The sequence below is a fragment of the Kribbella monticola genome (genome assembly GCF_003261635.1).
Taxonomy (GTDB): Bacteria; Actinomycetota; Actinomycetes; order Propionibacteriales; family Kribbellaceae; genus Kribbella; species Kribbella monticola.
Genome location: NZ_QFXK01000010.1, coordinates 204,278 through 223,007, shown reverse-complemented (window position 1 = coordinate 223,007; position 18,730 = coordinate 204,278). Strand labels below are relative to the sequence as shown.

At 65.0% G+C, this 18,730-nt stretch carries 11 protein-coding genes and 2 pseudogenes; 4 read left to right on the top strand and 9 right to left on the bottom strand.

Annotated features, from left to right (window positions below; all coding sequences use genetic code 11):
• Positions 1-2: 2 nt before the first annotated feature.
• The 9 genes from DIZ26_RS07055 to DIZ26_RS07010 all read right to left on the bottom strand — a co-directional run bounded on the left by DIZ26_RS07055 (position 3) and on the right by DIZ26_RS07010 (position 11,764).
• Positions 3-1,070 carry a hypothetical protein gene (locus DIZ26_RS07055; RefSeq protein WP_112238876.1) on the bottom strand — a complete coding sequence of 356 codons (1,068 nt, stop codon included), beginning with the start codon at positions 1,068-1,070 and terminating at the stop codon, positions 3-5.
• Positions 1,054-3,198, bottom strand: coding sequence for a carbamoyltransferase C-terminal domain-containing protein (locus DIZ26_RS07050; RefSeq protein WP_112238875.1), 2,145 nt, complete (start codon positions 3,196-3,198; stop codon positions 1,054-1,056). Before DIZ26_RS07050 ends, DIZ26_RS07055 begins: the two co-directional genes overlap by 17 nt.
• Positions 3,195-4,664 (bottom strand): B12-binding domain-containing radical SAM protein, encoded by a 1,470-nt coding sequence (locus DIZ26_RS07045; protein ID WP_112238874.1) that lies wholly within the window; start codon positions 4,662-4,664, stop codon positions 3,195-3,197. The genes DIZ26_RS07050 and DIZ26_RS07045 overlap by 4 nt, the downstream gene beginning before the upstream one ends.
• Positions 4,657-4,971, bottom strand: coding sequence for a hypothetical protein (locus tag DIZ26_RS07040; protein ID WP_112238873.1), 315 nt, complete (start codon positions 4,969-4,971; stop codon positions 4,657-4,659). The genes DIZ26_RS07045 and DIZ26_RS07040 overlap by 8 nt, the downstream gene beginning before the upstream one ends.
• Positions 4,968-6,104 (bottom strand): radical SAM/SPASM domain-containing protein, encoded by a 1,137-nt coding sequence (locus DIZ26_RS07035; RefSeq protein WP_112238872.1) that lies wholly within the window; start codon positions 6,102-6,104, stop codon positions 4,968-4,970. The genes DIZ26_RS07040 and DIZ26_RS07035 overlap by 4 nt, the downstream gene beginning before the upstream one ends.
• A gap of 105 nt (positions 6,105-6,209) precedes the next feature.
• Positions 6,210-8,015, bottom strand: a complete 1,806-nt coding sequence (locus DIZ26_RS07030) for an ATP-binding cassette domain-containing protein (protein WP_198675958.1) — start codon at positions 8,013-8,015, stop codon at positions 6,210-6,212.
• The gene (locus DIZ26_RS07025) at positions 7,999-9,831 is read right to left on the bottom strand and encodes an ABC transporter ATP-binding protein (protein WP_112238871.1); all 1,833 of its coding nucleotides are present in this window, start codon (positions 9,829-9,831) and stop codon (positions 7,999-8,001) included. The genes DIZ26_RS07030 and DIZ26_RS07025 overlap by 17 nt, the downstream gene beginning before the upstream one ends.
• The gene (locus DIZ26_RS37390) at positions 9,828-10,841 is read right to left on the bottom strand and encodes a Gfo/Idh/MocA family protein (RefSeq protein WP_198675957.1); all 1,014 of its coding nucleotides are present in this window, start codon (positions 10,839-10,841) and stop codon (positions 9,828-9,830) included. The genes DIZ26_RS07025 and DIZ26_RS37390 overlap by 4 nt, the downstream gene beginning before the upstream one ends.
• A complete protein-coding gene (locus DIZ26_RS07010) occupies positions 10,835-11,764 on the bottom strand; it encodes a GHMP family kinase ATP-binding protein (RefSeq protein WP_112238870.1) in 930 nt (309 codons plus the stop codon). The genes DIZ26_RS37390 and DIZ26_RS07010 overlap by 7 nt, the downstream gene beginning before the upstream one ends.
• 301 nt (positions 11,765-12,065) lie before the next feature.
• Here DIZ26_RS07010 and DIZ26_RS38190 point away from each other — a divergent pair, with 301 nt between their 5' ends.
• From DIZ26_RS38190 to DIZ26_RS06990, 4 genes and pseudogenes are all read left to right on the top strand, one after another.
• Positions 12,066-12,755 (top strand): methyltransferase family protein, encoded by a 690-nt coding sequence (locus DIZ26_RS38190; RefSeq protein ID WP_232828198.1) that lies wholly within the window; start codon positions 12,066-12,068, stop codon positions 12,753-12,755.
• Positions 12,637-13,106: pseudogene (locus DIZ26_RS38185) on the top strand (methyltransferase). The gene DIZ26_RS38190 and the pseudogene DIZ26_RS38185 overlap by 119 nt, the downstream one beginning before the upstream one ends.
• Positions 13,107-14,424: 1,318 nt before the next feature.
• Positions 14,425-14,853: a hypothetical protein gene (locus DIZ26_RS37385; RefSeq protein ID WP_157979620.1), complete on the top strand. Its 429-nt coding sequence runs from the start codon at positions 14,425-14,427 to the stop codon at positions 14,851-14,853.
• Between the two features lie 1,266 nt (positions 14,854-16,119).
• Positions 16,120-17,715: pseudogene (locus DIZ26_RS06990) on the top strand (trypsin-like serine protease); the annotation flags it as partial.
• Positions 17,716-18,730: the final 1,015 nt, after the last annotated feature.

Genomic DNA, 18,730 nt, shown 5'->3' with positions numbered 1-18,730 from the left:
CGTCAGATCTCCGAAGGGGCGGCCAGCACGGCAACGCCTGTCTCGTCGATCGTCAGGACTCCACGGGAGGCAAGGGCTACCACTGCCACCATTGCCGTGCGAACAGCCAGTTCGCGACCGATACAAGCGTGTACGCCGTGTCCGAAAGAGAGGCTGTCAGCAGCGTGTCCCTGACCGTGGCCGCCGTCCTTCGCCGACAACTGGCGCTGGTTGGCCGATGACAGATCCAGCAGCAGTCGATCCCCTGCACTGACCTTTGTCTGCCCCACCATCGCGTCGGTCACGCACACCCGCGTCGCGACGATATCGGACAGTTGGCGCGAGGCCGCCATCACCAGCACCCGGCTGCCGGCCTGAGACGCGTAGTCGCGCTGTGCCGATGCCGTCATCGATGCCAGGGCCGAAACCGAGGCGACGATCAGGGCAGCGCTCAGGTCGGAAACGGCCATGTCGAAGACCGGCCTGCCCAGCAACGGAACCTCGGTCAGGTCGATCAGGCCGTGGCTGAGGGCGAACCCCGGAAGACCGTCGGGAGAGAGCAGACCATCGGCAGCCGCGTCCACCATCAGCTGGTGAGACTGCCTGACGAGTGCGCCGGCGACCGCCGACCGCCGATCCGAGGAGTACAGCTCGCCCGCCACCTTGAGGCGGCCGACGATCTCCAGTGAGGTTTCCTCGGGCATCCCGGCCAGCGCGTAGCTCGCCCGCCGGCTGTACGGGCGGATGAAATCGTCCAGCAGATCGAAGGCAGCCGACTTGACCGCCCGGTCGGCAAGCCGGGCAACCGCCGGCTGCAGGACATCCCGCTCGTAGCGGGCGATCCGACGCGGCGTCAGAGCTCCTACCAGCGCCTGCCGAAATCGATCACCGTTGCCGGCATCCGCAGCATCGACGGCCAGGAAGAAGCTCCTGGACACACCGGGGACGAACTCCTCGATCCTCGGTGCGCGGTACCGCTCATGGTCGGTCAGGACGATAGTGGCGACCTCGACGTCGGAGATGAGCCACACGCCGTCGCGGAACCTTTCGACCGCCGCGCCGGTGGCGAGACCGTCAGTCTTCGTCGACATCGTCACTGCCCTCGACCTCTCCCCTGCCTCCGAACAGTTGTTTGACCGTCGGCAGAGCGTTGTTCCCCGCCGACATCGCGGCTAGCAAGCGCAGCGCGTGCGGATGTACGCCGGGAATCGTCGCTCCTCGCTCGGAGAGCAGGCGGGTGGCCGATGACGCGACCGCAGGCATGGCCGACCATTTCCAGACTTCCTCGAACAGCACCGTCGCAGCGGCCAAGTCGCCATCGTTCACCGCGCTCCGCAACAACAGTCCTGCCCGCTCGCGGAGATGATCGGGCCCGCGCGAAAGATCGTCGGGCAGCTCGGCGGCGATCTCTCGAGCGACTTCCTCATATCCGGCCGCCTCGTGCTGCAACGCGCGGCCCAGCACCCGATCCTGGCCGGTGTAACCGCAGGCCCGCAGCGCCGCAGCTCGCGCGGCCGGATCGATCGAGTCGCCGACGATCAGATAGCCGTCCAGGTACAGGGAATCCGCGCCACACATGAGGAACTGGCGGACAGCGTCCAGCGGGGTCTCGACCAGAGGTTCGCCACCGGTGTTGAACGAGGTGTTGATCACCGCCGGCACTCCGACGACCTCCTTGACCTCTGCCAGCAACTCCGAGTAGATCCCCTCGTCGGCCGCCACGAGCTGATAGCGCACGCTGCCGTCCTGATGGCACACTCCGCGAAGCCGCTCGTCCCTGACCTTGGCGACGGACAACATGTAGTAGCCCAGGGCCTGCGGCAATCCGTCGAGTTCGAGCGCTTCTTGCGCGTAGTCCCCGTCCAGACTCAACCCCACCGGACGGAACCGCTCCCGATGCTTGACGCTGCCGTTCACCCGAAGTACCGATCCGGGCGCAGTGGCGTCGGTCAGAATGCTCCGGCCTCCCAGTGCCCTCGGCCCCCACTCCGAACGTCCCTCGAACCAGCACACCACCTCCCCGGCGCCGATCCTCCGGGCAACTTCGCCCACATCTGTCGGGCGAGCGTGACCGGACAAACCCGCCGCCTCGAACACGCTCGCGGTGTCGCGCGCGCTGTAACGCTTGCCGAGCCGCGGCGAGAACCGCTTGGCCTGTCGCGACCGCCACTCCTGGCCCATGGCCACGTACCAGCCATAAGCGGCCAGGCCGATCGCGCTGCCGTCGTCGGTCGCGGCCGGCTGGACGAAGACGTCCTGATAGCCCGACTCGAGAAGTCTCGCGTTCGCGGTGCAGTTCAGTGCCACCCCGCCGGCGTACGTGAGAAAACGGTGCCCGGTCGCCGCGCGCAGCGAGGAGGCGACATGGAGGACAGCGGTCTCCAGCCCGTCCTGCGCGTGTCTGGCCAGGTCGGCCGAGAGCCCGCTCGACCAGTGAATCGGCGCGTACTTCAGCCGAAGGTCGTCGATTGTCTCTGGTCTGAACTCGCGATAGCCGGGCCGGACCGGAAAAGACACCGCGGCCAGCAGTTCGTCGACCGCGGCCAGCGACGCAAGGAATCCGCCGTCCGGCTCGCAGCGGATCGTCGGTGCCCAGTCCGTTCGCGGCGTGCCGTACGCCGCCAGCGCCATGAGCTTTCCAGCGGCCGGCAGGCCCGCCTCCGACAAACCGGTGAGCGCCGAGAACACGTCGAAGTACATGCCCAGGCTGATCCGGTCGCCGCCTGCCGGGAACGCCTTGACCAGGGACAGATAACCGGACCCGTCGGCGCGGAAGCAGGTGCTGCTCTCGGAGGTACCGTCGGACAACCTGTGCCCCTGCTCGTCCAGGACCAGAATATCGCATTCGTCGAACGGAGCGACGGCGTAAGCGCTGTAAGCGTGCGCCAGATGATGGCTCGGAACCGGTGGCTCGACCACCTTGTCCGGGTCGACCGCCAGGTAGGTGAGCAACTCCGAACGGCAGGTGGTCACCGAACGGCCGCAGACGACCAGGCTCACGTCGTCCAGCGAGATTCCCTCTGCTCTCAGCACGTAGTTGATCGCCGCCAAGGGGGGCAGCACGATGCCCTTCGACTGATCACCGTAGAAGCCCTGGGACTTTTTGCGCCGGTCGATGCGCTCCTCCGCGATCGCCGAGACGATCTCGCCGTCCTTCATCAGGGCCGCAGCCCGGTCGTGGCTGGACATGCTGACGCCCAAGACGTATCTGTCGGTCATCGGAGCCCTTCGAATCGGCCGAACAGGGACCGTAGTTCGTCTCGGTTGGGGGTTCCGACCGAGGTCGTCGGTCCCGAGCCGCTTCGATGCTGGAGCGTCTCCGCGATCACCAGTTGGCTCATCAGGTAGGCGACAAAGATCTGCTGACTGCTGAGGTGGGGGGTTCGGTAGGACGGATAGCCACCCGACTCCTGGATGCCGTCGAGACCCGTCAGGATCTCCATCCCCAGATCGTTGGCGTGTTCGGCGTACTCCGTGCCCGGGTGTGGGCAGTAGACGTACGTGTTGATGCTGTCAACGACCCCCGTGGACAGCAGGGTGACGATCGCGTTGAGGCTGGTGCTGAGACTGTCCAGCGGCTCGGCGGGCGAGCCGATGATCCATTCCAGATGGGTCGACAGCCCTGCCTTCCGGGCAATCTCGACAGCCTCGATCACGTGGGCGAACCGCTGGCCCTTCCGCATGTCCCGCAGGATCGAGTCATTGGCGTTGTCCAGTCCGAGAAACACTCGGCCGGCCATCTTCGCGACGTCACCCGCGGTGTCCTCGTCGAGCATGCTCGAATGCGTGTAGACACCGTCCAGCCGGATGTTCCGGTCCGCGAAGACCTTGCTGACCGCGCGGGCATGATCCGGCTGCCGGGTGAACACCTCGTCTTCCAGGAACGACAGATAGCCTCGCTCGCCGACCACGTCGAGCAGCGTGTCCGTCTCCGCCGCCACCCGCTCCGCGGACTTCATCCGGTAGTTCAGCCAGTTCGGAACTCCGGCGCAGAACTTGCACCTGAACTTGCATCCTGCACTCGTCCGCAGGCTGAACGGCACCCTTCCCGGCACGGTTCTGGTCTGCTCGTCCCAGCGCAGTGAGCGCTCGAGCAGGTGCCAGGCCGGCATCGGCATGTCGTCAAGGTTCGTCGCCGTGGCGACGGCAATGGCTTCTCGCCCGTCCGGCGAACGAGTGATCAGGCTGGGATGCCGGGCACCTTCCACGCCTTTCAGCAGCACCTCGCCGGCGATGTCGCCGATCACCGTGTCGGCCTCACCGCTCACAAGGAAGTCGAGAGCGGGAACCTCGGTGAACAGACGCCCGCCGAGTACCGTCGGCAGCCGTCCGGTTGCCCCGATGACGACCTTCGGGTCCCGGCGCTTCAGCTCGTCACCGATGATGCGCATACCGAAAACCGTGGCGGTCGAACGACTCGGGACGAAGTAGTCCGCCGCGAAGATCACCATCCGGGCGGGCACCTCGTCCAGTATCTGCCGGAGGACGGGCAGATCCTTGCCCTCCTGCCAGGCGTCGAACAGGTTCTGCAGTGCCAGGTAGTCGACGGCGAGCCCGGCGGCCTGAACGCCCCCGGCAATAGTCAGTGGCGCCGAGTCCCACGGCTCTCGCACGGGATACGCGCTGGAGATCGCCTTGCGAAACGTCGGCCGCCGAAACGGCGAGACGATCAGGACATCAGTCATCCCGTTCACCCCCTTCACCGGCGAACTCGCCGGCGGCTCGCTGCCAGTCCGGGCCCCAGGCGATCACCGGAACACCCACCGCCGCGAGACGGCCTAGCAAGGCGAAGAGATCGGACGGCGAGCAACCGACCGTGCGCTCGATCTGCGGCAGGGATCCAGGCGCGTGCTCGAGCAGCCAGCCGACGAGCACAGCCATGTCGCCGTTGCCGTCGATGATCCGGCGTACGGTCCGCAATTGCACACCGCTCTCGCTCAACCGGACTCTGACCGCATCGGGGCCGGTGCCCAGCACGTAGTCGCCCGTCACGCCGCAGCCTTGTTTCGGCGGACCAGCGGGCAGGACAAATCGGCCGCTCTGACGTCCAACGACTGCGCGAGCGCCCGCGATCTCGATCCTCCTCCGCACACCTTGGCCATCCGGCAGGACGAGCACGGCGCCTGCAGGTCGGCCAGAGTCAGTTGCCGAAGCGACCGCAACGACTCCGAATTGCTCCAGACCTCCTCGAGCGAAGCCTTGCGCAGCGATCCGCAGAACATCGACGGTTCGCCCAGCATCAGGATGCTGGGATAGACCGAGCCGTCGCTGCTGACACAGAGCTCGTTCACGCCGGCCACATCGCCGATGTCGCGGCTTCGCGAGTACTTCGCTTCAGCCATCACACTGCGGTTGTTCCAGGCGACCTCGGCCTCGCCGGGATCGATGCCCGCACCGATCAGGGGCAGGTAGAACTCCCACGCGCTGGGTAGCGACAGTTGCATCTTCGGGAGTTCGCCGGACATCTTCCGCACGGTGAGATCCGTGAACTGCCTGGCCCACTCCGGCCACGGAAACTCGTAGCGGTCGAGGTGCTCCTTACCGTATCCGGCCGGGAAGAACTTGATCGCCACCTGAGCACGCGCTCCGAGCTCGTCGACCACCAGGTGATAGGTGGGGACGAGATCGTGCATCGTCGCCCGCGTCATCGTCGTGTTGACCGACACCGCCAGGCCCGCGTCGACAGCCCGTCGGATGCCTCCGGTGACCCGGTTGAACAGCCCGGCCTTCGCCGCGGGTGTACTTCCCGGCTGCGAGCGCAACTCGGCGAACCGGTCGGGCGTCGATCCGTCCACACTGACGTTGACCCCGAGTCCCGGACACCGGCTCAGGGACTCGAGCACCCTGTCGGTGAAGAACACACCGTTGGTGATCACCGAGACGCGCCAGCCGGGCAGCCGCGTCGCCTCCGCGAGCACCTCCAGCAGGCCGGGATGCATGAAGGGCTCTCCACCGGCGATCGCCAGACTCAGCACGCCGTGGCTGTGCAGCTCCTTGACGAGGGCCACGAGCTCTTCGGTTGTGTACTCATCGGGCAGCGGCTTACCTGATGCGCTGTGGCAATGAGTGCAAGCGAGGTTGCAGGCGTTGGTGAGGTTCAGGTCAACGTGCACTAGGTCGATCACGCCACCCCCAGGGCAGTATCGGCGAGAGATCGCTGCACTATGCTTACGGGCAACTACTGAGGGGTCAAGGGTTTTGCAGCTTGCTGCAATAGGTTAGGAGATTGCCTACAGGTAGGCGTCAGCCTGCAGTCCGTAGAGTTCCGCGTAGACCCCATCGAGCGCCATAAGTTCGTCGTGGGAGCCCGTTTCGACGATGGCCGCGCCGCTGAGGACGATGATCGTGTCGGCCATCCGGACCGTCGAGAAACGGTGCGAGACAAGAACCGTAATGGCTCCTGAGTCGGCCATGTCCTCGGACCGTCGCCTCGCCTCCGCCGCGAACCGCACGAACAACGCGTGCTCGGTCTCGGCGTCCAGCGCCGCTGTCGGTTCGTCCAGCACCATAAGTAGCGGTGCCGGCCGCATGAATCCCCGAGCCAGCGCGATGCGCTGCCATTGCCCCCCGGACAGGTCGGTGCCGCCCGGCCAGGACGGACCGAGCTGCGTTTCGAGGCCGTTGGCCAGATCGTCGACCAACCCGTTCGCATCGGCCTTCCCGACCGCCTGCAGAATCGCCGCCGGTTCGGTCATCCGGGTCTGGTCGCCGATTCCGACCGACAGACCTGCGGTGAACTCGAACTGGTGGAAGTCCTGGTAGGCCCCGGACAACACCTCTCGCCACGACCTCGCGTCGAGGTCCCTGATGTCGACGCCGTCGATCCTGATCTCTCCCTCGGTACACGGGTAGAAGCCGGACAGCAGCTTCACCAGGGTGGATTTGCCTGCTCCGTTGACTCCGACGACGGCGACCACAGAACCACTCGGAATGTCCGTCGAGACATGCCTGAGAACCCATTGGTCGGTGCCGGGGTACCGGAACGACACATCCCTGAGCTCGATACCGTGCCCAAACCTGTCCGGAGCCGGCTGTCCAGCCCCACGGGTTGCCGCCGCTGCGTAGTCCTCCAGCCAGGCCAGCCGGCGAGACGCATCCAGCCATTGCCGCAGTGAGCCCGCAGCCCCGGCCGTCATGCCCACGTACTGGGCCAAGCGGCTGCCTGCGGTGAGCACGAGCAGAACCTGGCTCGCCGTGACGCCATCCGTTCCCAGCACACTCAGCAGAGCCACTACGTACGCCGCGGCGAACAGGCCCCACGCACAGACCTCGGCGAGCGCCGTTCGCCACCGGGTCGCCGTGACGCCGCGCCGCCACGTCCGCCACTCTCGTCTCCGGCGAGCGAGCAGGTCGTCACCTCGATTGGTAACCTTCACCTCCTTGGCCGACGATGCCTTCGTCACCAGGTCGAACAAGTGCTCCGCCAGCCGCAGATGACCGAACGAACGCTCTTCGACCGCGGTCAGCACACCGGCGCGTTTCGAAGCGACCAGCAGGGGCGGTACGGCGAAGAGCAGAAGCAGGGCGAAGAGCGGGTTGACCGATGCCAGCAGAGCGACCGTGACGGCCACCCGGACTGCCGCGCCCGCAGTTGCGAACAGGTCCCCGTAGATCATCCCGAGCTGCAACACACCGTCGCGCAGAACCGCCAGCCGACTCAGATACTCGGGCCTCTCGTGATGCTCCAAGCCAGGCAACGTCGCCTGCATCCTGGCCACATGTCCCTCGATCGTGATCCGAAGGCGGAGCCTGAGGTTCCGTTCCACCCGGCTCGCGGCTGTCTGGAGCAACCACCCACCGGCCACGCAGACCGCCAGAGCCACTGCGGACAGGTAGACAAGACGACTGTCGTGGTTACCGATCCCTTTGGCGATCAAGGCCACCCACAAGGCGAAGGTGCCATCCAGGACAGCACCAATCAGGCTGACCGCCCCGGAGGCCACCACAAGCTTCGGTTCAGCGCTATAGGCGAGTCGCAGCGAGCGCCAGACCGCCACTCCGACGGGCGGCAGATCATCACTACGACGAAGATTCACTGCTCTCCTCACTGAACCTGAATGCCTGCAGTTTGTACATCTCGCTGTACCTGCCGTCCAGCGCCATCAACTGGTCGTGCGATCCTTGCTCGATCATCCGGCCGCCCTCCATCACGCAGATGTTGTCGGCCCGCCGGACGGTCGAGAAGCGATGTGATACGAGAATCGTCGTCCGCCCCCTGGTGAGGTCGATCAGCCGGTCGAAGATCTCCAACTCGGCACGGACGTCGAGGTGCGCGGTCGGTTCGTCGAGAATCACGATGCCTGCGCCGGCGCTGACCGCGTACAGCGCTCGAGCGAGGGCAACCCGTTGCCATTGCCCACCGGACAGATCCGTTCCGTTCTCGGCCCGGCGGGTCAGCACCGTGTCCAACTCCGCCACGTCGTCCGCCCCGGCCGCGGCGAGCGCCGCGAGGATGGCCGGGTCAGTGGCATCCTCTGCCATTGTGACGTTCTCGCGGAGGCTCAACTCGTAGCGGACGAAGTCCTGGAACACGACGGCGATCTGTTGGTGCCAGCTTGTCAGCCCGATGTCTCGCAGATCGGTCCCACCGATGCTCACCCTGCCTTCGCCCGGATCGTAGAGCCGGCACAGCAGCTTGACGAGCGTCGTCTTGCCTGCGCCGTTCTGCCCGACGATCGCGGTGCATTGTCCCTGCGGGATCGTGAAGTCGAGTTCGTCGAACACCGGCGCGCCCTGGTTGTAGCTGAATGCCACCCCGGAGAAGGCGATGTCGCCACCCCGCGATGGCGGTTCGACGGCCTGAGGAGGGGCTGCGAGGCGACCGATCTCCACCATCGTCTTCTCTAGGCCGACGATCACCGGAACGGGCTTCGCCGCAGTGTGGAGCCACCACGAGAAGTCCATCGTGCCGAGCGAGCTCGCAACCATTCCGAGCGTCACCATCGACACCACTTCACCCAGTGACAACCTGCCCGACAGACCGGCTCTCATCAGCAGTCCGAGGAACAGCACATTGGCTCCCACCAGGGCGACGATGGTGAGCGCAAGCGGTCGCTCCCGAAGCCTGATCGCCTCGACGGAGATCTCCAGCAGCGCCCGTCGCCGCTTGAGGAAGCGCGCGACCAGCCAGTCCGGCAATCCGAACAACCGGACCTCCTTGGCCGCCGACGGATTGACGGCGAGCCGGTAGGTGTAGTCGGCGTGACGTTGGTGTTCGGCCACCTCGTCGGACTTCCAGCTCCGCCAGGCGGCACCGCTGCGCATCAACACATGGGGCGATAGCCAGGCCGCTGCGACGACGATACCGATCCACCAACTGAACCCGTGCGCGATACCTATCGCAGCGAGTGCCCCACTGCCGATGAGGACGAAGGAGTTCCCGATCGCAGGCATGCAGTCCGCCAGCGTCGGACCGGTCATCCCGAGGTCGAACTCGCGGGCGAGGCTGAGGTCGTCGAGCACCTCCGAGCGCTCCAGCGGCGCGATCCCGTCGGGCCGGACGGCCGCCACCGCAAGCTTGTCGTGCAGCCATTCCCTGACCCGCAAGCCCAGGTTGGCGCCCACTTGTGCGTGGAAGGGACCCGCGACCTGCATGACCGCGAAGGCGCCGGCCACGAGAGTGAGGCTGGCCGTGGTCCCGGTTCCCGCCGACACCGACGTCACCAGGCTTCCGACGGCGTAGGCGAAGACCACCGGCATGAGTCCACGGACCACGATGCACAGCCACCACAACAGCGCCAGCAGCGGCGAGCTTCGCCAAACGACCACGAACAGGAGTTGCGCCTCGGCGGAGTTGCGGAGCCGGTCTAGCCGACCTCGGAGGTTCCTGGAGTGCGATAACCCGGTACTCAACTGCCGTCCTCCCCGTTCGATGATCCCAGCGCGTAGCAGTCCTCGACGGCTCGCAGGGAATATGACGCCGCTGTGCAGGTGCTCTTGTCAAACGGCCGTTCGAGCGCCGCCCGAAACGCTCGCCACTCTCGTCGCCACGACTTGTCGCCGGGACCATAGGACCGTACCGAGCTCTCCGGAACCCCGCCGCCGGGCGGTCTCCGGTTGATCGTCAGGCGAGGATCCCCGTAGCTTCCGCCGAGGCCGGTGAGCGCCAGGTGAGCTGCACGGCAATGCACATCGACGGCATATTCGTTCAGCCAGGCCGTACAACTGACCTGCAGCGTCGCCCACGGACCGCCGACCGGATCAGCGCGATCTGCCAGGTTCACGACGGCGTTGTCCTCGACCTCCATATCCCAGTAGGCGGTCCGCAAGATCGCGTTCTCGACCGGGAGAGGACCAAGCAGGTGATACGTCAGGTTCAAGAGGTGGCTGCCCTGATCAAGCAATTCACCACCGCCGGCCAGCTCACGACTGGCCCGCCATTCCCGGTCGTAGCCGGGCCGCCCGCCGTGGCCATACCGGGCGCGAACGAACATCACGTCACCGTGTTCGCCGGAACCCAGCTCGGCCAGCAGATCCGTGACGTGATGGTGGAAGAGGTGGTTATAGCCGACCCACAGCCATCGGCCGACTCGCTCAGCGACATCGATCAGCTCCTGGAACGCGGCCAGGCTGCCGGCGCCGGGCTTCTCGACCAGGACATGGCAGCCGGACTCGAGGCCGATCCGCGCAGTCTCCGCGATCTGCGCGTTCGGTGTCGCGACGATGAGGACGTCCGGATGACACTCTTCGAGCAGTTGGCCGATGTCGGTGTAGGTACGGGTCTGCCGCTCCGCGACGGCGCGCGCCCGCGGATCGGTGTCGACCACCCCGACCAGTCGCTCGTCGTCCAGATTCGCGACGCGGCGGCGACCGATGGCTCCGTACCCCACCACGGCGACGTTCAGCGCCGTTCCCGTCAGCACAGGTGCGCCCCGGCGTCCTCGAGCTCGACTGATCGGACCTGGACACCGCGCTGTTGGTAGGAGGTCCTGAGCCGGTCCGGATCCTTGGCGAACATCAGCAGGAATCCGCCTGCGCCCGCGCCGATCAGCTTGCCGCCGATGGCTCCGTTTGCTAGGCCCCACGCGTAAAGTTCGTCGATCGACGACGACGTGATCCCGGCCGAACGCTCACGTTTGTACATCCAGTGCTGATGCATTGCGTTTCCGAAGCCGTCCAGATCGCCACGGCAGAGCAGCTCCCGTACTTCGAACGCGATCTGCTTGATCCGGTCGAGGTTCTTCTTCATCGCCTCGGAGTCCGCGGCCAGCTTGATGTCCTGGTCGGCAAGAACGGAGTCCGCCGACCTCCGGGCCGCGGTATCGACGAGTAGCAACCTGCTCATCAAAGCGGAACGATGGACCGGTGACATCGGCACCTCGCCGACCGCGGCGCCACCCGCCTCGAGGCGGTACTCCTTCAGGCCGCCATACACCGCCACGATCGTGTCCTGCCGTCCGGCGTGACGGCTGAAGATAGCGCGCTCGAGCGCATAGGCGGCCACCGCCCGATCTCTGAGCGGCATCGCTACACCGCGCAACTCCTCGACCAGACGGACCAAGGCGACCGACAACGCGCCGGAGAACCCGAGCCCGGCTCCACTGGGCACAGAGGTCCTGAGCCAGACGGCTCGAGGAGCTTCCACGCCCTGGGCCTCGAACCACTGCCCCAGAGAATCCTTGACCAACGGGACCCACCCTGCGGATGAACGGCCCAGCCGGATCCGAACGGGCAGCTTGATGGCCGCCGAGAGAAAGTACCCGCCCCAGCGTTCGTAGTACGAAGCCAGGTCCGTACCGCCACCCCCCAGGCTGATGCGCGCTGGAGCATTGATCTCCAAGTCCACCGGTCGCCTTTCTGGCTGATGTTCTGGCAGGTGTCAGTTGCCCTTAGGCCGGTCACCGTCCCAGCAAGCCTCCGGAACGTACAGGAGGCATCACGATACGTTGATGCCCGGCCTCCTCGCACCGTGGTCCACCGCCGTCGTCCGCTCACGAGGGACGGCTAGTCATCAAACCGCCGGACAGGGTCAGCAGCTCTCCACGACTCGCGAAGGCCGCGCGACAGTCGCTGAACCGCAGGTAGCTTCGGGCGTTCCTGCTGGCGGAGGGCGAGCGCCTCGGCGCCCGAAAGCGATCGGACAACCGGTGGATCCAACGGCGTGGGTCGGATCACTCATCAGCGGCTATCGCGGCACGGCGGTGGTCGGAACGGCCGCCTCGCTCGGTCTGCCAGGTCTCATCGCCAAGGGGCACCAAACCGTCGATTCACTGGCCGCGTCTACCGGCACGACCCCCCACCGGCTCACCCATCTGCTCCGGGCTCTGGTGGCACTCGGATTGCAGATCGGGAGCGAAGACGGCCGGTTCTTGCTCTCAGCGTTCGGGGATACGCTGCTGGACGACCGGCCCGGGTCGCTGGGGCAGTCTGCGATCTACGCAGCTTCGTGCAGCGCGCCGGCATTCGTCGGGTTGACCGCGAGTCTGTTCGACGATACCAGTGCCTTCGAGCATCAGTTCGGTGCCGATTTCTATTCGGTAGTCACCGGGAATCCGGAGGTTCTGACCGCATTCACAGCCATGCTGGACATCCCCGGATATACGGCGGCAGTCTCGGCCGCTCTGGATCTGTCCCACCGGAGCGTCGTCGTGGATGTGGGCGGCGGCGACGGCGCACTGCTCGTCGAACTACTACAGGAACCCGCAACTCCGTGGTGTCTTGTTCGAGATACCGGCAACGGCGGACCACGGAGCAACCCTTTTTGGCGATCCTGCCTTGGAGGGAAGATTCGAGGTACAGACAGGAGACTTCCTGGTCGGTGTCCCGCCCGCCGGTGACGTATACATACTCTCCCGCGTTCTTGCGAATGGCCGGACAAAAGTGTCCGACTCATCTTGCGGACCTGCGCCGACGCGATGGCGGCCGACAGCCAGTTAATCATCGTTGAGCAATTGCTTCCCGAGCGGGCGGAAGCCGGTGCCTTCGCGTTCCTGGGAAACATGGACCTGGTCGTCAATTTCGCCGGCCGACTACGGACAGCGGGCGAATTTGCAGACCTGCTGCGGTCGGCGGGACTGGATGGCGCCAGTTTCACCGAGCTATCGATTTCCGGTGGGCCGGCCTGGGTCGCCATCAAGGTCGACCGAAAAATGAGCGTCGCAGATGCACAAACCGGCTCTGATCACTAAGCTCACTCCACCGGATCCCGGGAGCACCGCAGAAGAGGTAGCCGCGACCTATGCGAGACTTCGGCAGGGCCCATTAGTCTGGTCCGACAACATGGCGGCTCCTGGATCGTAAATCGCTACGAGAACATCAAAACCGCTGAAAAGAACCCCGGCTATCTTTTGGAGTGCACAGGACGTACTAATGCCACAGGCCAACAACGACGACCCGGTGGCAGCGATGGAATCCGATCCGCTTACCCATGGGCAATGGCGCGCAGCGGATATGGATTGATTCTCGCCTGCGCAACTGAATCATTCACTCGGTATCATTCGGCATTTGACAAATGCATGCGTAAATTGTTTTAGCCACTGTGGCGGAGACTTCCCAGCCGTAGTTCTGACGGCTATCGTCCGCGACAAAGGCGCCGATCGGCTCTGCGCAGCAGAGCGGGCTGCCACCTGGCGTAGGTGACAATGCCAGTCGTTGGGAGGTCCGGTTGACAAACCCGCCATCTCGGCAGTCAACGACTGTTCTCGCCACCCCATCACGACCTCGGCTGCGCCACATCTCGTCGCGACGCGCCGAACCGTCATCGACGGCCAGAACTAAGTACCCTTACCTGCCGATTCAACGGCCCGAACAACTCCCCGATCCACCGATTGACCGCCAGCGTGACCAGGTCCTCGCGAAGGTCAATCTGCTGCGGATGCGCGAGAGACCGCCACAACCTTGCATCATCGCCCGCTCCGCCGGACCGCGTAGCGCTGAGTAGCATGGTGCGCGACATTCTTCGCCGACTGCCGGTTACTGGCAGACCAATACACGATCCACGCTCACCGCGCGATGCGCGACGGTCGACCCGCCCCGGGCAGAAGGTAACCTTCGGCTGACAATCACCTTCTCTGGTACCTCTACTCATCTCCTAACTCATCTGATTTCGACGAGAGACGATGAGCGACATTGGAAGCTGGCGATCTATCCCCGGTTCCAGAAGGCAGTATCACGGGGTTCGGGGGATGGCATCAGAGTCGAGCTCCAGGCGTGTGGTTAAGGTGCGTGTTGCTCCTCCGACTTATCGGCGCCGCCAGTTCAGCGGGTACAAAGAGCGCTGAGCAGATCAGCTGGCACGGCAATCCGGCCCGCCGCCCTCGAAGTTGCTCATCCGGAACGCTTGGGTGGCGGAGCAGGCGCTGCGCTGGCTTTGATGTGATGAAAATCTGCGGGTGCCCACGATCGCGCGGGCGGGTACCAGTAAGGCGATGGTCCTCCGAGGTGAGCCCGGAGTCGGCAAATCCGCGCTGCTGGACGCGCTGGCGGCCAAGGGCACCGGCTGCCAGTTTGGGATCGAGTGCGAGACCGAGTTGGCGTCCGCCGGGCTGCAGCAGCTCTGCCAGCCGTCCATGGCCCGGATCGCCCGGCTCCCCCGGGCCGCAGCATGAGGCGCTCGGTACTGCGGTCGGCCTGCTGGACGGCATCGCTCCAGACCGCTTCCTGGTAGGACTCGCGGTTCTGAACCTGCTGTCCGAGGCCGCCGGCAAGCAACCCATCCTGTGCCTGGTCGGCGACGAGCAGTGGCTCGACCGTACCTCTGCCCGGATCCTCGCTTTCGTCGCCCAGCGCTTGGCCGCGGGGTCGGTCGTTATGGTCTTCGCCGTCCGGGAAGGTTCGGATCACGAGCTGACCGGACTCACCGAGCTAGAGATCCACGGACTCGACGACGCCGACTCGCGGGCGTTGCTGGAGTCAGTCCTGCAGGCCTGCTCGTGAACTCCAACCAGGACGTTCGCCGGCCGATGCACGGGCGTCACCGCCATAGCCGACTGTGCCCGGCCTTTCAGATCGATCCCAACGAACCAACGGGCGCCAACCTTGAGCCACGGGACACCAACACCAGCCGGTCAACGGCGGTCCCAGCGATCGCGGCTCTTCCACAGTTCGCTGATCGTGAAGGCGGCGCGGCCCTTCTCATCGAAGACTGCGAAGCCATGTTGAGCGCGATCTCGGCCAGCCAGGCATGTACGAGACTGCCGACGAATCGTTCCAGCCTGGGTCCGTTGCGCTTGCGATAAGCCATCGAGGTGCAGGCCCTAGATCTCTGCGATATTCTGCGGACATTCAAGCGTTTGCTCACGCAGCATTCCAGCGATAGCCAAGAAATTGGCGCACGACCAACGAGAACCGACAGTTGGTCACCCGAGAAATGCCCCCTGTTTTGGGAGGCTAGCCATGGCACGAGCCAGGGTCAACGGCACACGTCATCCAATTTGACAAGTGCTCGCCCGCCAAATAACTCACGCGCCACGGGCGGTCCGCTGAATGTGGTTGTTATTGGCAACCACATTCAAGGCTTGCGCCACCTCCATTCGGAGCGGCTGCACAGCGGGGGCGTCGGGTGACCGCCGTTGATAGTCCAGTCGCAGTGATCACCTTATCGACGGTCGGGTTGACCAAGTCGTGGGCGCTGCTGCTCAAGGCGAACCTACGCGCCAGCTCCCGCGGCACGCCACCGCCTGGAAATTGGACGCTGTCGTTCGTCGAGGTGCCCCGAAGGTCGACGCACAATTCGGTGCGTCGGTGCGTCGGTGCTCTCGCTCTAGACGACCCCTCCGGACGAACCCGCGTTAGTAGCAGGATCGCATGTCGGCATTCTCTTCCGACATTTCATACTGGCGAGGCATTTAATTTCGGACTGACCGTGGACCGTTTGACGTCGGGATCGTGCTAGCGTTTGGCACATCACTTGGGGGCTCTGTAGCGAATACCGGGGGGTATAGCGTGACGAACAAACATTCACTGGGGCATGCCCCGAGTTGGGGCAACATTGTCGCCCGACGCCAGGGATCCAGGCGACGCCGGCTGGTTACTGCCCTCGTCTCCGTTCTGGCGCTCGTGGCCAGCTCCTTCGCAGCCTTGGCCGTGGTGTCGTCGCCACCTGCGTCGGCGGTGATCAATGGAACAACACCTTCGACGGCGCCGTCTTGGTTTGTCTACCTGGAATGGAAGACCAAGCACTAAACGTTCAACTGTTCCGGCGCGCTCGTCAGTCCTCAATGGGTATTGACGGCTGGCCACTGCCTGGTGGATGCGGGAACTCTCGCCAAGGCAACTGAGATCACCGTTTGGGTCGGCTACAAGTCGTCGAAGTCCAAGGGGACGAGGCGGGGAGTGTCCTCTATTGTCAGACACGGATACTCCGAGCACGATCAGTACATACAGAACGACGTCGGGCTCCTGAAGCTGGACAAGAGTATTAGCACAGCGAACGCCGCGATTCCGGTAGCCCCGAGTGGCGCCGCCTATGAGGACAACCTTCCCGTCGTCCTGTGGGGTGCTGGCCGCACACAGCCGCTGGGTTCTCTGTTCGGAGGGGTTGGCACCCTGCACACAACCCGGCCAGGCGACTGGAGCCTGGCGCCGGGCTGCGACCTGGCCTCCTTCGACATCATCTGCTTCCGGTATGACCCTAATGCGACATCCCTGGGCGCGTCCGGTGACTCTGGCGGGCCCTGGGTGGCCACCGTCGATGCGTCGCCGGTGCTGATGGCTCCCTTCACTGGTTACGCGGACGAAGCAGGCGAAACATACGCCTATGGCACGGCGGCGGGCTACGCCGCCACCCTAGGCTGGTTGCGTTCGACGGCCGGCATTCCGCAGATCGCGCCGGGCAACATCGTGCGCGACCCGGCGACGGCACAGGCGTGGCTTGTCGGCAGCGACGGGTACCGCCGATCCATCCCGGACGGAGGCACCTACCTGTGTCTGACCGGGCGGGGTGCGACCGTGAGCAACCTTCCCCGCGCCCAGATCAATCTCATCCCGCTTCGTAAGCAGAACGCGACATGCGGCGCAGATGTCAGCGCCCTGCTGTTCGGCACCTATAACTCTAGCGAGCTGGATTGGGCCGCGAGCGTTTTGAGCTCGGCCGGCTACAGCCCCACCGTCGAGTACTCCGACGTCCTTCCTGACCAGATCTCGCAGTACTCAGAGATCTGGCATGTTTCCATCGAACCGCTGAGCGCCGCCGATCGGGATCGGCTCGTCATTTTCGCCAAGAACGGTGGCGGGGTGTATCTCACAGGCGAGCGGCCCTGCTGCGAGACGATCAACGCCTCCACCGCCGACATCATCAACAAGCTGATCGTCAGTGTTGGCGGAATCCAAGTCGGCGGGTTAGGCGACCCGTTCTTCGACACCGGGCCGCTGCCGCTCAACCCGTCTGCCGTGGGGGGACTCACAACACAGCCGTTCTCGGTGCACACTTGGCAGCCGTCAGCGCCGGGCGGGATGGGCAACGTCTCAGGCAGTAATGTCGTCTCAACCAGTGCGCCGGGCACGTTCGACCCAAACGCCACGGTCGTGGCGGCGGCCTGGGGAAGCACCGAGGTGATCGGCGGAGGACGTCTGGCGGTATTTATGGACGTGAACTGGCTCGAGGACTCTTACCGCGACGAGGCCACCGCCCCGCTGCTGGTGCAGAACCTTGCGTTGTTCCTCAGCGGACTTGCCGCACCGCCTAAGGCTCCCATCGCAGTCGCCGTTGGGCTCTCAGCGGACGGAACGTCGAAGGCCGGAGTTCCCAGTCGTCGTTCGGGCCCCCTCGTCACGTCGAAGGGCACTGCCGCCAGGTAGCCGAGTGCTCGAGCTGCTTCGTGCTGCCGCTGCTGTGACTTGGCAGCGGCAGCACCTGATGGTGCTAATCGATGGCCTGGACGAGAACAGCTCTGAGGAAGCACATCCACTGCACAAGTGGCTCCTCGGCGAGGCAGACATGCCAGCCGGAGCTCCTTTCCATGCATCGAGCCGCGCCGTGCCCACACTTGATCTGCCCGAACAGCACCTATTGCGCGCCCACGTCGACAGGATTGCCCGGTCACATGCTGCAATTAAGATCCGCTCCTTGGCTGTCCAGGAACTGAGTGGTGCTCTGAGACCTGTAGATGACATGCGGCGCGAGATTGCTGGTCGTGTGCACTCGTGTGGCGGCGGCATCAACCGTCCAGATCTCGGGGTCCTGGCTCCGCCGCCGCAAGTGGACTCCGCGCATCAACGGTCCGGCTGCGGCCATCGACCAGTGGTTTCACCGCACCGCCCGCGTCGTAGAAGACCCAGAGACCAGGAAGGGCGCACTGACGTTTGCACACGAGACTCTGCAGGAGGCGGCAGAGGCGCATTTCGCAGCGGCGATCGGCGACAACCGAAGAGACCTCCACTCCTGGGCGGCTGAGTGCCGCGCTGAGGGGTGGCCTGTCGGCACACCGACCTACTTCCTCACCGCGTACCCGAGCCTCCGAAGGCGCCTACACGATGCTCCTCGCGTGGCAGCGCTCGCCTCGACGCTCCTCGACACAAGCGCATCTTCCTCAGGTTGAATACGAGACCTCGGGAATCGCTACCGCTGGCAAGGTCATATTTGTCTCGATCAACTACCGACCCGCGCCGGAAACCCCTATCCAGCAGCGCTTCATGAGGCTAGGGACACCCTCGACTGGATCCGCGACCACACGGATGACCTCAAAGGTGACGGTCGGATCGCGGTCGGCGGACAAAGCCCCCGGCGCCCCCTCGCCGCGACGATCCTCGCGCACCAGAAGGGGATCTAGTCACCGATGGCGTCCCGAGGCGCGGCGCGCGTAGATGGCTGCGG

Coding starts and splice junctions, on each gene's coding strand:
- DIZ26_RS07055 (WP_112238876.1), bottom strand. CDS start 1,070: ATGTCGACGAAGACTGACGGTCTCGCCACCGGCGCGGCGGTCGAAAGG.
- DIZ26_RS07050 (WP_112238875.1), bottom strand. CDS start 3,198: ATGACCGACAGATACGTCTTGGGCGTCAGCATGTCCAGCCACGACCGG.
- DIZ26_RS07045 (WP_112238874.1), bottom strand. CDS start 4,664: ATGACTGATGTCCTGATCGTCTCGCCGTTTCGGCGGCCGACGTTTCGC.